Below are 13,185 nucleotides of genomic sequence, written 5' to 3'. Positions count from 1 at the left end.
TGTCTTGCACTCCAAGGGCGAGCGCAGGGCAGGGGGGAGCCTCAGGCCGGCAGGCCCGGCACTGTGCCACCCTTCGTCAGGGGGATCGGGTAGACTCGTGCTGCGCGAGAACCATCGAGAGGCGACCGAGGGAGATTGAGCATGGGGATCGGAGCATCCAGCTTGCTGCTGGTGGCAGTCGGAGGCGCGCTGGGCGGCATGGGCCGCCTGGCGGTGACCAACCTCTTCAGCCACTGGCTGGGCGCGCGCTTTCCCTGGGGCACCCTGGCAGTCAATCTAAGCGGTGCGCTGGTGGCGGGCTGGTGGGCCGCGCGGCTGGGAATTCCCACCAGCCTGGAACTCTCCTCGGCCTGGCTGGCGCTGGTGGTGGGGCTGCTGGGCGGCTACACCACGGTCTCCTCCTTCAGCCTGCAGACCCTCACCCTCTGGCAGAGCGGCCATCCGCGCCGCGCCGTGGCCAACGTGCTGGCCACCTGCCTGGCGGGTATCGCCCTGGCGGCGCTTGGCTGGTGGCTGGCGGGAGGTGGCGCATGAGCCGCGGGTATTCCCCCCTGTTTCCCTATGCCGCGGTGGGGCTCGGCAGTGCCCTGGGCAGCCTGCTGCGCTATCTGGTCTCCATGGGGGCGCTGGCGCTCTTCGGCCCGCTCTTCCCCTGGGGGACCCTGGCGGTCAATGTTGTCGGCTCCTGGCTGATCGCCTGGCTGGCCACCCTGGGTGGGCGCTACACCCACGGCCGCATGGCACGCTGGCAACCCTTCCTGGTGGCCGGCTTTTGCGGCGGCTTCACTACCTTCTCGCTGTTCAGCCTCGAGACCCTTCATCTGATCACGCTCGGCCGCCCCTGGCTGGCCGTGGCCTACGTGGCTGCCAGCCTGCCGCTCTGGTTCGCCGCGGCCTGGCACGGGCAGCGGGTCGCCAGGACGATGCGCCAGGCGCGGGGGCGGCGTTGAGCATGGTCAGCACCGCCACGACGGTGGCCAGCACGGCCGAGAGACCCAAGCCGATCCGCCAGATCCTGGAGCCTTTCGTTATGCACTCTCCCCGGTCGCTGGCGTCATGGGCCGCTGCGTTCTGCGAAGCGTGACACCCTGGCATGATGCCATCGCCGGGTGGACGGGCACCGGGGTATCGCCTCTACTGCGTCAGTCACCATGGGCCGGACGGGAGCCACTTCAGGTGGCCATCGAGACGGGGTAGGCTGTAGGCCGACAGGATGAGTCGAGAGGTGGACGGCGTGAGCCAGGGAGTGGTGACCTATCAGGTGAGAAAGGGAGCGCTGGCGCGGCCCGAGGAGGTTCGGCTGGCGTCGAGTTCGCCGTCGTTCCTGCGGCCCCTGCTGGGTCGGGCCCATCAGCGGCGGAGCCTGCTGGCGAGCGGGGTGAACTGGGAGCGGGTCCTGTTCATCGAGGTCGATGGCGAGGTGGCCGGTTATCTCCAGTTCTATCTGGATGGCGAGGGGCCGCATCGTCTCTACCATGAGGACCTGCGCGCCGAGTTCGGCGCCGCCAGCGCGGCCTGGCGCTGGGCGCTCTACCGGCTGGTGCAGTGGCGCTTCCGCCGCTTCGACGCCTACCTCTATCGCATCATCATCGACGAGCGCTTTCGCGCCCGGGGCCTCGGCCGGCAGCTGCTGGAGCGCTGGCTGGCGCTGCTGTCCGAGCAGGGCGTGCGGCGGGCGGATCTTGAGGTGTGGGGCAACAACCCGCGGGCCGAGGCCCTCTATGCGGCGCTGGGGTTCCAGGTGAAGCGACGTCGCCGGCTGCCGCTGCGCGCGAGCTGGCTGCGCGATCGCGAGCTGACCCAAATGATCAAGCGGTGGTAGGGCAATCATGTCGGTGAGCGGTTTCGTCGATCGCGTGTGGGCCGAGGGGGTCTCGGGGTGGAGCCCTGGGCCCCGGGTGCTGGTATCGGTCAATGGCGCCGCGGTGGGCAGCGTTGCCTGCACGAATCCGCGCCCCGATGTGCAGGCGGCAGGGCTATCGGCCGATGGCCGCGTCGGCTTTCGTGCCCCGCTCGCGCTCGCCTGCGGGGATGTCGTCCGGGTGACCACGCCCCAGGGGCGGCCGCTGCGCCACAGCCCATGGCTCTACCTGACCGAGGAGAGCGATGGCTGGCTGCCGGTGTCGCTGGCCGCTCGCCACCCGGAGTATGCCGAGATAGCGGCGCTGGCCGAGCGGCTGCCCGTGTCGCGATTCCGGCCGCTGTTTGGTCAGCCCGGCCAGGTGGCGGCAGCGAAGCTGGAGCTCGAGGAGGGCCCGCGGGTGGCGCGTTTCGGCGTGGCCCCGCGCGACGCGGACCTCCTTCAGCACTTTCATGAGCGGGTGCTTGGCCCCGCGGGTGTCGCCAGTCCGGTGTTGCGCCAGCGGGTCGAGCTGGACCGGCGCCAGGCGCTGATCTTCGATTTCTTTCCTGGTCAGTCGCTCGATTGCTGCGGCCCCGGATGGGAGGCCTGGCTGCCGGCGGTGATGGCGGAGCTTTCTCGCCTGCAGCGATTCGGCGCATCGCAGCGCGCGGGTCTTCGCGAGGGTACCGGCCCCGGTCGCCCCCTGCTCAATCGCCTCATGCGCCAGGCCCTGGGGGACGCCCTGTCCCCGTTGCGCGCCCGCGGCGAGCGCCGCTTCCTGCTCTGGCTGCTGGCGCGTCTCTGGCGCCTGCCACGGGTGCTGTCACACGGTGACCTGCATCGGGAGAACGTGCTGGTGGATGCCGAGCGGGGCGAGATTGCCCTGATCGACTGGGAGCGCTGGGGCCGGCTGCCCATCGGCTTCGATCTGGCCCTGCTGATGCGCGGCCTCCCGGGGGAGGTCGCCGACTCCCTGGCCGGCGGTGGCCGGGTTCAGCGTCTGGGCGTGGCGGGCTTTACCTATCTCTTCCAGCGGCTCGACCGGCCGGGCCTGGTGCAGACGGAGGAGGGCAGGGCGCTGCGCCGGCGCTGCCGGAAGCTGGCCGACCACCGCTGATCGCCGAGAGGGTCTCCTTGATGCCGGCGACGGGGGGAGCGTCGGAGTGCTCAGGTGAAATCGGGGTCGCTGGTCCTGACAATCAGGTCGCTCTCCTCGCCGGGCAGGGTCACGGAGAACTCGCCGGCGCCCAGGTAGGTCACCGGGTGCCCCTCGCGGGTGCGCAGGGCGGGCTCGCCGCTGACCGGGCCGGCGCGGGTGAGTTCGCCGAGCTCCTTCACGCTGACCAGGATGTCGATCATCACCTCTCGACCCTGATCATCGAAGGCCATGATGGTGCGTTCGTGTTCGCTCATGGAGTGGCTCCGGGGGCTGATGGGGCTGCCTCCAGTATCGGCGCTTGAGCCGGGAGTGGCGAGTGCCGGAATGCCGTGGGGCGGACAGGGTGGCAGCGCTCAGCGCTCCACCCAGCCTCGGCTGATCAAGGGCGCGAACAGCAGGTGGTAGAGCCGCCTCGCCACGTGGTGATAGAAGGGCAGGATCAGCCAGCTGCGACTGATGCCGACCAGCGCGGCCACGCCGGCGGCCAGCAGCAGGGCGCCCAGCATGTCCTGGGGGAAGTGCACGCCGAGAAAGACCCGCGCCCAGGCGACCGGCACGGCCAGCAGCAGCAGGTAGCGGCCGATGCGACGGGTGCCGGTGTGCAGCAGCAGGCTGAAACCCATGGTCAGCATGATGGTGGCATGGTTGCTGGGGAAAGCGGGCGTCGCCGCATGCTCGAGGAAGGTCTGCCCCACCGGCATCATGAAGGGGCGTGGCGTGGGCCACCAGTACCCGATCAGCCAGCTCGCGGCCAGGGCGAACAGGGTGGCGATGAACGCCTCGAGCAGCGGACGCTTCAGGCGGTCGCTGCCGCGCAGCCAGCCGATGACCAGCAGGGCCGGCACCAGCCAGATCAGATAGACCGCGGCGACCTCGGCCAGCAGCAGCAGGCGAGGATCGCTGTCGGGGGCGGCATTCAACTGGGCGAACAGGGCGAGATTGAGCGTCTTTTCCGTGAGCATGAGGTGTCGGGGCGTCGTCCTTGAGGGGGGCGCAGGTCCGCATCGGCGGGTGACCCGGTGCGCGGCCTTTCTGCAGTGTGTGACAGGAGTATGACGATGCGCCCGGGCGGGGACAATGGGGCGACCATGAGGTCGCCCCTTGCCCGGGCGTCACGCGGGCAGGCCAAGTACCGCGGTGGCGATGGCGAAGTAGATCAGCACGCCCACGGCGTCGGCGATGGAGGTCACCAGCGGCGCTGAGGCGGTGGCCGGGTCCCAGCCCAGGCGATTGAGCAGGAAGGGCAGGATCATGCCGATCAGGCTGCCCATGATCACGATCAGCACCATGCTCATGGCGACCACCATGGCGATCTCGGTGCCGGCGCGGAAGATCCCCACCACCGAGACGGCGAGTGCCATGGTCAGGCCCAGGGCGATGGCCACGCTGACCTCGCGGCCGAGCAGTCGAGCCCAGTCCCGGGTGCGCACATCGCCGGTGGCCATCCCGCGCACCATCAGGGTCGCCGCCTGGGAGCCGGCGTTACCGCCGCTGTCTACCAGCAGGGGCAGGAAGAAGACCAGGGCGATATAGGCCTCGATGGTCTCCTCGAAGTAAGCGATGCCGGCGCCGGAGAAGATGTTGGCGAACACCAGCAGCACCAGCCAGACGATGCGCTTGCGGTAGAGGTCGAAGAGGCTGGCGCTGCGCAGGCCGCCCTCCAGCTTGCCCACCGAGACGCTCTTGTGCATGTCCTCGGTGGCCTCCTCCTCGGCCACGTCCATGGCGTCGTCGTAGGTCACGATGCCCACCAGGCGCTCGCCGCCGTTGGTCACCGGCAGGGCCATCAGGTCGTAGCGCGAGATCAGCCTGGCCACCTCTTCCTGAGGGGTGTCCACCTTGGCCACCACCAGCTCCTCGACCATCAGGCTGGCCAGGGTGGCGCGGGGATTGGCCAGGATCATCTCGCGCAGCGACAGCGTGCCGGTCAGACGGCCTTCGTCGTCGACACAGTAGATCTGGTAGATGGTCTCGGCATTGGGGCCGGTGCGGCGCACCTTCTCCAGGGCGGTGGCCACGTCCATCTCGGCCGGCACGGCCACGTACTCGGAGGTCATCAGGGCCCCGGCGGTGCCCTCCTCGTAGCTGGCCAGCTTGCGGATGTCCTCGCGCTCGGCGTGGGCCAGGCGGCGCAGCAGCCCCTGCTGGCGGGCCTCGTCGAGCAGCTTGAAGAGGTCGGCACGCTCGTCGGCGCTCATGTGGTGCAGCAGCTCGGCGAGGGTGGCGTCGTCCATCTCGGCGGCAAGCGCGCTCTGGGTCTCCTCCTCCAGATAGCCGAAGGCGCTGGCGCGCTCGTCCAGGGGCAGGTAGTCCAGCAGGGAGAGGGTAGTGTCCTCCTGCTCGTGCTGGATGAATTCGGCGAGGTCGGCCAGCTGCATCTCGGCGACCAGGTGGCGGATGGCAGCGGTGTCCTGCTGCTCGATGGCGCTGCGCAGGTCGGCAGCGAGCTCGATGTAGCTCATGGTGTGGCTCCTTGGCGCGCGTCAGGCGGGCGCGCAGGAACCAGAGCCTAGGGGGTAGGCGCGGGCGAGCTCCGGCGCACCACGACGTTCGACGCGGCGCGGTCGATCAAGTTGTCGGTCGTGTAGCGACTCGGAGGTTCCATTGATTCCTCAAGGGGTTTCGCTGCCATGCAGCAGCGCCAGCATATTAGTCGCGAGTCAGATGAGGGTCAATTGAGATCGATTGGCGATTGCCTTGAGCGGCCAGGTGCCTCATGCCAAGGCCTCCTCGGCGCTCGCCGGGCATGCAGGCGCTGCCACTCGTAACCTGGACGCCTGATCTATTAAGGTCGGATAGTCTCCAGGAGTTGCGGCGCCTGGAAGTAGTCGAACAGCCGGGTCACGGCTTCGGGCGCCACGCCATTGGTGATAAAGACGAAGCGCGAGACCCCGTCTGGGCAGGCCTCCGCCGGCAGCGTCACCGGTGGGTGGAAGATATTCTGCACGCCGTGCAGCGCCAGCGGCTGCTCGCGCCCGGCAATCTTCACGATGGCCTTCACCCGCAGGATCTTCTCGCCCAGCAGCGACATCAGCAGGTCCAGCCAGTCCTCCAGCACCTCAGGTTCGATGGGGTGCTCGACGGTGAAGCAGAAGGAGCGGATCTGCTCGCCGTGGCGGGTGAGCGTCGGGTAGGACGCGGGCGCCATCATCGAGACCAGGGCGCCCTGTGTCGGCGGTGAGATGCCCGCGGCGGGTGAGACCTGAGCGTAGGACGCCGCGCGCAGCCAACGGTCGGCGCGCCGCCCCTGTGCAGGCAAGCCGCCGCCGATGACATGCTCGGCCGCCAGTTCGCCATGGCGTACCTGCAGCTGCTCGGCGGCCGGGTTGAGCGTCGCCAGCTGGCAGGCCAGCCGTGACAGCTGTTCCTCATCGACCAGGTCCGTCTTGGTCAGCAGCAGCCGGTCGGCCACCGCCGCCTGGCGCTGGGATTCGCGATGGGCGTTCAGGGTCGAGACACCGTTGGCCGCATCCACCAGGCAGACCACGCCGTCCAGGCGAAAGCGCTGGGCGAGCCAGTGGTCGGTCATCAGGGTGTGCAGGATGGGCGCCGGGTCGGCCAGGCCGGTGGTCTCGATGATCATCCGCGAGATCGGCCGGCCCCCGTCGCGCTCGATCGCTTCCCAGGCCTGCTGGACGCTTCGGCTCAGGTCGCCGCGGATGGTGCAGCAGAGACAGCCGCTGCTCATCTCCACCACGCTGTGCTCGTCGCCCTTGGTGACCAGCCGGTGGTCGAGCCCGATATCGCCGAACTCGTTGATCACCACCAGCGAATCGCGCATGGCGGGCTGGCGCACCAGGTGGTTGAGCAGGGTGGTCTTGCCGCTGCCGAGAAAGCCGGTCAGCACCGTGACCGGCGTGAGGTCTGCCTCGTGCATGGGTCACTCCCAGGCGGGGAAGGGGTCGGGCAGCGCCTGCCAGGCCTCCTTGCCGGCCAGCAGCGCCTCCTCGCTGAGCAGGCAGGCGTCCAGGGCCTGGCGGATACGCGCCTCGTCGAGGTTCTGGCCGATGAAGACCAGCTCCTGGCGCATGTCGCCGAAGGGCTCCTGCCACTTGTCGAGGATGGCGGCGCGGTAGTCGGGGTCCTCCGGCCAGCGCGACTCGGGTACCGCCTTCCAGAACATGCCGGCAAAGCCGTAGTGGGCGATGCCGCCTGCCTGGCTCCACTGGCCGGCGAACTGCGGCCGGGTGGCGAGCCAGAAGAAGCCCTTGGAGCGCAGCAGCTTGCCGCCGAACCAGTCGCCATGCAGCAGCTCGAAGAACTGCTGCGGGTGGAAGGGGCGCCGGGCATGGTAGGCAAAACTCGAGATGCCGTACTCCTCGGTCTCCGGCACATGCTCGCCGCGCAGCTCCTTGAGCCAGCCCGGCGCCTGCTGGGCGCGCTCGAAGCTGAAGCGTCCCGTCTCCAGCACCTTCTCCAGCGGCACCTGGCCGTGGGTGATGGGGATCAGCTCCGCCTCGGGGTTGAGCGAGCGCAGCACGGCGGTGAGCTCGTCGAGCTGGGCGGGCGTGAGAAGGTCGCTCTTGCTGATCAGCAGCACGTCGCAGAACTCGATCTGGTCCACCAGCAGGTCGGCGACGTTGCGCTCGTCCTCCTCGCCCAGGCTCTCGCCCGCCTCGGCCAGGGACTGCGCCTCGCGGTACTGGGTAAGGAAGTTGGCGCCGTCGACCACGGTGACCATGGTGTCGAGGCGAGCGACATCCGAGAGGCTCCGGCCCTCTTCGTCGGCGAAGGTGAAGGTCTCGGCCACCGGCAACGGCTCGGAGATGCCGGTGGATTCGATCACCAGGGTGTCGAAGCGCCCCTCTTCGGCAAGCCGGCGCACCTCGATCAGCAGGTCCTCGCGCAGGGTGCAGCAGATGCAGCCGTTGCTCATCTCCACCAGCCGCTCCTCGGCGCGGTTGAGGGTCACCTCCTCCTCGTCGCCGGGGGCGCCGCGCACCAGGGCGGCATCGATATTGACCTCGCTCATGTCGTTGACGATGACCGCCACCCGGCGGCCCTCGCGGTTGGCGAGAATATGGTTGAGCAGGGTGGTCTTGCCGGCGCCCAGAAAGCCGGAGAGCACGGTCACCGGCAGGGGCGTGTGCAGGGATGTCATCAGCCGTCACCTCGGGTCTTGCGGTAGTGGTTCTCGCGCTGTTCCTGGCGCTCCTTGGCCTCCAGGCAGAGCCTGGCGGTGGGGCGCAGCAGCAGCCTGGGGAGCCCGATCGGTTCGCCGGTCTCCTCGCAGTAGCCGTAGTCGTCCGCGTCGATGCGGCGCAGGGCCGCCTCGATATTGGCCAGCAGGCGGGTCTCGCGATCGGCCTGGCGCAGTTGCAGGCGTAGCTCCTCCTCGAAGGCCGCCTGGTCCAGCTCGTCGCTGTCGCGCTCATGGGAGGCCATGGCGGCGCGCACCTCGCGCAGGTGCTCTTCCACCTGTGCCTTCTCCTCGAGCAGCCGGTCGCGGAAGAAGGCCAGCTGCTCGTCGTTCATGTAGTCGTCGTCGGGCATCGCCAGCAGGCGCGCCTCTTCGGGGGCATAGGGCATGGGGGTCTCTTGCGGGCGTCAGGCGGGGTCGATGGTCAGCAGTAGGCGCTTCTGCCCCTCGATCAGCGCGGGGCTGCGGTGCACCAGGGCGCGGTGCTCGTTGCCCTCCCAGCCGCCCCCCTTGAGCAGGGCCAGGTCGCCCGCCACGAGCCGCTGGATGGCACCGGGGTCGCGCACGATCTCGGGCTTCTCCGCCGAGGGGGCGCCCAGGCCTTCGCGGTTGACGGCCTCCTCGGGGAGCCATTCGCTGCCCGGGCCGTGATAGGTGGTCACCAGGCGCACCGGCAGGTTGTCGACGTGGAAGCGCGGGCACATGGCGGCGTCCAGCAGTCGCAGGCGGATGCCCACCGTATCGGTATCGAACAGGTAGGCCATGGCCTCGGCCAGCAGCTGGACGTCCTCCACCAGCGCCTCGGCCGCCTCGGGGGCCGGCAGCCCCTTGAGCAGGTCGGCGCGCAGGTCCTCGCCGGGTTGACCCAGCCAGGCCAGCTGCCAGGCGCGCTCGGTTTGGCACTGGGCCAGAACGCTCTGCTGCAGCGCCGCCGAGAGGCGCCGGCGCATCACGGCGATGTTGATATCGTCCTCGAAGATGCGCGGCAGGACGTCGATCTCGTCACCCAAGGCCAGGTGGCGGGTAAACCCCGCATCGGACAGGGGGACAGCAAGAGCGGGTGTCGGCATGATGAAGACTCCACGGCGCCAAAATATAGAGATGTTATAACGTATCTTTTTTGGGCGGCGAAGCCAAGCGCGCAGCGTGACAATAGCCAAGATGGCAGAGCGCCCGCCATGCGGGGCATGGCGGGCGCTGGGTGTTGCCGGTGGGCACACGAAGGGCAGCACCGCCTTGTAGAGATCGATGATCTCCACCCCCTTGGGCGCCACCCCCTTCATGTAGAAGAGCGCATAGCCGAACGGCGGGGTGAGGAAGGAGGTCTGCAGCACCACCGCCACCATCACCACGAACCACAGCACGTCGATGCCCAGCTGCTGGACGATCGGCAGCATGATCGGGAAGCTCAGCAGCACGATGCCGGTCCAGTCCAGGAACATGCCCAGCAGGAAGACCAGGAACAGCATGAAGATCATCGCGCCCACGGTGCCGCCGGGCATCGCCAGCACCAGGTCGCTGATCACCGTCATGCCGCCGCCGCGGGAGAAGACCCCGGTGAAGGCGGTGGCGTACTCTTGCGCTCCCCCCGCGGGAGCGCAATTCGTTGTGCCCCCGAAGGGAGCTCATGACCTCGGAGACTGATCGCTGCTGCCGACGCCAATTCATTCTGGTGGGAGCCGCGCTTTGCGGAGCGAATGGAGACCGAAGGGCTCCCAGGCGGTGTTAGCCAACGGCAGGCTACACCGCCGGGCGCCTGCGGCGCCATTCGTTGAAGCGTCGAACCGCCGGCGGAGCCGATCTCCCACCAGTTACTTCACGTCTTGGAAACACCGCCGCCGGGCCGCCCGGTAATCTCGCTCCAGTTCGTCCACGATCTCGGCCACGCTCTGCCTGGACTGAATAGCCCCGACACCCTGGCCGGCCCCCCAGATATCCCGCCACGCCCTGGGCTTGCTGCCGCCGCCAGACCCGTAGCGCATCTGGCGCTTGTCACCAGTCGGGAGATCGTCGGGATCAAGGCCGGCTCGCTCGATGCTGGCTCGCAGATAATTGCCGTGCACCCCGGTAAAGAGGTCGCTGTAGACAATGTCGGCCGCCCGGGAGTCGACCACCATACGCTTGTAGGCCTCCACCGCACTGGCTTCGTGACTGGCGATAAAGCGTGTTCCCATGTAGACCAGATCGGCACCCAGCGCCTGGGCCGCCAGGATCTGCTCACCGCGCCCGATACCGCCGGCCAGGACCAGAGGGCCATCGAACCACTGTCTTACCTCAGCCACGAAGGCGAAAGGGTTTATGCGCCCACCGTGCCCACCCGCACCGTGGCCGACCAGGATCAGTCCGTCCACGCCGCACTCGATGGCCTTTTGCGCATGGCGCAGGGTCGTCACATCATGAAAGACCTTCCCGCCATATTCGTGCACTCGCGCCACGACACGATCCGGGGCGTGCAGGCTGGTGATCACCAGAGGCACTCGGAACTCGGCACACAGCACCAGATCGTGCTCGAGGCGATCATTGGTGGGATGCACGATAAGGTTGACCGCGAAGGGAGCGATCCTGCGTCCGGACTCGGCCTCTCGGCTTTCGGCAAGCCCCTCGGTGATGCGAGAGAGCCAATCCGCCAGTGCGTCCGCGGGGCGAGCATTGAGTGCGGGGAAGGCACCCAGGATACCCGCACGGCACTGAGCCAGCACCAGTTCGGGACCGGAAAGGATGAACATCGGTGAACCAATCACCGGCAGTCGCAGGGAGTCCTCAAACCAATCCAGCATGGTGTCTCCTGATAGACGAAAGGCCCACCGAAGTAGGCCCATTCAGGGAAGATCCCGACCATCGTTACAGGTTCTGCTCAAGCTCCGGCAGCGCCTGGAAGAGATCGGCCACCAGGCCATAGTCGGCCACCTGGAAGATCGGCGCCTCCTCGTCCTTGTTGATGGCGACGATCACCTTGGAGTCCTTCATGCCGGCCAGGTGCTGGATGGCACCCGAGATACCCACGGCGATGTAGAGCTCAGGCGCGACGATCTTGCCGGTCTGGCCCACCTGCATGTCGTTGGGCACGAAGCCGGCGTCCACCGCGGCGCGCGAGGCACCGATGGCCGCGCCCAGCTTGTCGGCGATGCCGTCGAGCAGCTTGAAGTTCTCGCCATTGCCCATGCCGCGGCCACCGGAGATCACCACCCGGGCGGCAGAGAGCTCGGGGCGGTCGGACTTGGCCAGCTCCTCCTTGAGGAAGGTGGACTGGGCGTTGTCGGCCACAAAGTCCACCGCCTCGACGGCGGCACTGCCGCCCTCGGTCCCTCTATCAGGGCAGGCATCGAAGCCGGTGGTGCGCACGGTGATTACCTTGAGGGCGTCCTCGCTCTGCACGGTGGCGATGGCGTTGCCGGCGTAGATCGGGCGCTTGAAGGTGTCCGGGGACGCCACCGCGATGATCTCGGAGATCTGGGCGACGTCGCGCAGGGCGGCGACGCGGGGCAGCACGTTCTTGCCGGTGGTGGAGGCGGCCGCCAGCAGGTGGGTGTAGTCGCCGGCCAGCTCGTTGAGCAGCGCCGCGGTGGGCTCGGCCAGCAGGTGGGCGTAGGCGGCGTGGTCGGCCACGCGGACGCGGGAGACGCCGTCCAGCCTGGCGGCGGCCTCGGCGATGGCGGCGACGCCTTCGCCTGCCACCAGCACGTCGATATCACCGCCAATGGCCTTGGCAGCGGCGACCACATGGGCGGTGGCGCCGGCCAGGGCGCCGTCGTGATGTTCCGCGAGTACCAGAATGCTCATGAGATCCGCTCCTATCAAAGCACTTTGGCTTCGTTCTTGAGTTTGTCGACCAGTTCATCCACGGAGCCCACCTTGACGCCGCCCTGGCGCTCGGCCGGCGGCTCGACCTTGAGCAGCTTGACCTTGGAGGCCACCTCGACGCCGAGATCCGCCGGGGTCTTGACGTCCAGCGGCTTCTTCTTGGCCTTCATGATGTCCGGCAGCTTGGCGTAGCGCGGCTCGTTGAGGCGCAGGTCGGTGGTGACGATGGCGGGCAGGCTCAGCTCGACGGTCTGCAGGCCGCCGTCGACCTCGCGGGTCACCTGGAGCTTCTCGCCCTCGACCTTCACCTCGGAGGCGAAGGTGCCCTGAGGCAGGCCGGTGAGGGCCGCCAGCATCTGGCCGGTCTGGTTGTTGTCGGTGTCGATGGCCTGCTTGCCGAGGATCACCAGGCCCGGCTGCTCCTCTGCCACCAGCTTGGCCAGCGCCTTGGCGGCGCCCAGCGACTCGACGCGCTCGTCGGTCTCGACGTGAATCGCGCGGTCGGCGCCCAGCGCGAGCGCGGTGCGCAGCTGCTCCTGGGCGGCCTTGGGACCGACAGTGACGGCGACCACCTCGGTGGCGACCCCGCGCTCCTTCAGGCGCACCGCCTCTTCCACGGCGATCTCGCAGAAGGGGTTCAGGGCCATCTTGACGTTGGTGAGGTCGACGTCGGAGTGATCCGGCTTGACCCGGATCTTCACGTTGTAATCGATGACGCGCTTGACCGCGACGAGGACTTTCATGGCGTATCTCCCGTAGCTTGTTGTTGGGTGCGCCGAGTCGGCGCTCAGCAGAAAGCCTGGAGGCCGGTCTGGGCCCGCCCCAGAATCAGCGCGTGAACGTCGTGGGTGCCCTCGTAGGTGTTCACCACCTCGAACTCGTCGCTGATGCCGTTGCCGCCCAGCATGTTGCGGGCCAGGCGGGCGATCTCCAGCGCCTTGCCGCAGCTGCTGCGCTTCATGAGGGTGTGCTGGCGGGCGGTGTGCCCGCAGTCCTCGGCGACGAACTGGGCAGCGCTCTGCTGCACCATGCGCTCCTCCTCGGTGAGCTTCTGGTCGAGGAGCAGCGGGTCCTGCCAGTGGAAGGCGGGCATCTGGGACATGTTGGCGTTTCCTCTACTAGCCGTTATGGCCTGTGGTGAAAATCACTTGGTCCATGCCGGACCGTTGCGTTTTGCAGAACTGAATTTCATTTTCCAATGGCGCTGAACGACCACGCCACGGACAAGCGGTAATTGCCATG

At 68.2% G+C, this 13,185-nt stretch carries 14 protein-coding genes and 2 pseudogenes; 4 read left to right on the top strand and 12 right to left on the bottom strand.

Annotation, left to right across the window (positions count from 1 at the left end; translation table 11 throughout):
- Positions 1-141: 141 nt before the first annotated feature.
- From D1793_RS14865 to D1793_RS14850, 4 genes are all read left to right on the top strand, one after another.
- A complete protein-coding gene (locus D1793_RS14865) occupies positions 142-534 on the top strand; it encodes a CrcB family protein (RefSeq protein ID WP_119022847.1) in 393 nt (130 codons plus the stop codon).
- Entirely contained in the window at positions 531-950 is a 420-nt protein-coding gene (locus tag D1793_RS14860; protein ID WP_119022846.1) for a CrcB family protein, read from the top strand. The genes D1793_RS14865 and D1793_RS14860 overlap by 4 nt, the downstream gene beginning before the upstream one ends.
- A gap of 284 nt (positions 951-1,234) precedes the next feature.
- Positions 1,235-1,822, top strand: a complete 588-nt coding sequence (locus tag D1793_RS14855) for a GNAT family N-acetyltransferase (protein ID WP_162899981.1) — start codon at positions 1,235-1,237, stop codon at positions 1,820-1,822.
- A 7-nt stretch (positions 1,823-1,829) separates the two neighbouring features.
- Entirely contained in the window at positions 1,830-2,960 is a 1,131-nt protein-coding gene (locus D1793_RS14850) for an aminoglycoside phosphotransferase family protein (protein ID WP_119022844.1), read from the top strand.
- Positions 2,961-3,010: 50 nt separating this feature from the next.
- On the opposite strand, the gene D1793_RS14845 is transcribed toward D1793_RS14850, so the two are convergent.
- From D1793_RS14845 to D1793_RS14790, 12 genes and pseudogenes are all read right to left on the bottom strand, one after another.
- Entirely contained in the window at positions 3,011-3,256 is a 246-nt protein-coding gene (locus D1793_RS14845) for a hypothetical protein (protein ID WP_119022843.1), read from the bottom strand.
- Positions 3,257-3,355: 99 nt separating this feature from the next.
- Positions 3,356-3,964 carry an undecaprenyl-diphosphatase gene (locus D1793_RS14840; protein WP_119022842.1) on the bottom strand — a complete coding sequence of 203 codons (609 nt, stop codon included), beginning with the start codon at positions 3,962-3,964 and terminating at the stop codon, positions 3,356-3,358.
- Between the two features lie 150 nt (positions 3,965-4,114).
- Positions 4,115-5,464, bottom strand: coding sequence for a magnesium transporter (gene mgtE / locus D1793_RS14835; protein ID WP_119022841.1), 1,350 nt, complete (start codon positions 5,462-5,464; stop codon positions 4,115-4,117).
- Between the two features lie 323 nt (positions 5,465-5,787).
- A complete protein-coding gene (locus D1793_RS14830) occupies positions 5,788-6,879 on the bottom strand; it encodes a GTP-binding protein (protein WP_119022840.1) in 1,092 nt (363 codons plus the stop codon).
- A 3-nt stretch (positions 6,880-6,882) separates the two neighbouring features.
- On the bottom strand, positions 6,883-8,103 hold the full coding sequence (gene zigA / locus D1793_RS14825) for a zinc metallochaperone GTPase ZigA (protein WP_119022839.1): 1,221 nt from the start codon (positions 8,101-8,103) through the stop codon (positions 6,883-6,885).
- Positions 8,103-8,531, bottom strand: coding sequence for a TraR/DksA C4-type zinc finger protein (locus tag D1793_RS14820; protein WP_119022837.1), 429 nt, complete (start codon positions 8,529-8,531; stop codon positions 8,103-8,105). Before D1793_RS14820 ends, zigA begins: the two co-directional genes overlap by 1 nt.
- An 18-nt stretch (positions 8,532-8,549) precedes the next feature.
- Positions 8,550-9,362 (bottom strand): DUF1826 domain-containing protein, encoded by an 813-nt coding sequence (locus D1793_RS14815; RefSeq protein ID WP_346426396.1) that lies wholly within the window; start codon positions 9,360-9,362, stop codon positions 8,550-8,552.
- Positions 9,360-9,713: pseudogene (locus tag D1793_RS14810) on the bottom strand (TRAP transporter large permease subunit); the annotation flags it as partial. The pseudogene D1793_RS14810 and the gene D1793_RS14815, both read right to left, overlap by 3 nt.
- A gap of 240 nt (positions 9,714-9,953) precedes the next feature.
- A complete protein-coding gene (locus D1793_RS14805) occupies positions 9,954-10,919 on the bottom strand; it encodes a nitronate monooxygenase family protein (protein ID WP_119022836.1) in 966 nt (321 codons plus the stop codon).
- Between the two features lie 64 nt (positions 10,920-10,983).
- Positions 10,984-11,922: an FAD-binding protein gene (locus tag D1793_RS14800; protein ID WP_119022835.1), complete on the bottom strand. Its 939-nt coding sequence runs from the start codon at positions 11,920-11,922 to the stop codon at positions 10,984-10,986.
- Between the two features lie 14 nt (positions 11,923-11,936).
- Positions 11,937-12,686 carry an electron transfer flavoprotein subunit beta/FixA family protein gene (locus D1793_RS14795; protein ID WP_119022834.1) on the bottom strand — a complete coding sequence of 250 codons (750 nt, stop codon included), beginning with the start codon at positions 12,684-12,686 and terminating at the stop codon, positions 11,937-11,939.
- Between the two features lie 44 nt (positions 12,687-12,730).
- Positions 12,731-12,940, bottom strand: a pseudogene (locus D1793_RS14790) (acyl-CoA dehydrogenase); the annotation flags it as partial.
- Between the last annotated feature and the right edge of the window lie 245 nt (positions 12,941-13,185).

Source organism: Halomonas sp. JS92-SW72 (assembly GCF_003547075.1).
In the GTDB taxonomy this organism is placed as follows: Bacteria; Pseudomonadota; Gammaproteobacteria; order Pseudomonadales; family Halomonadaceae; genus Halomonas; species Halomonas alkalicola.
This window is presented reverse-complemented; position numbering and strand designations above follow the sequence as displayed.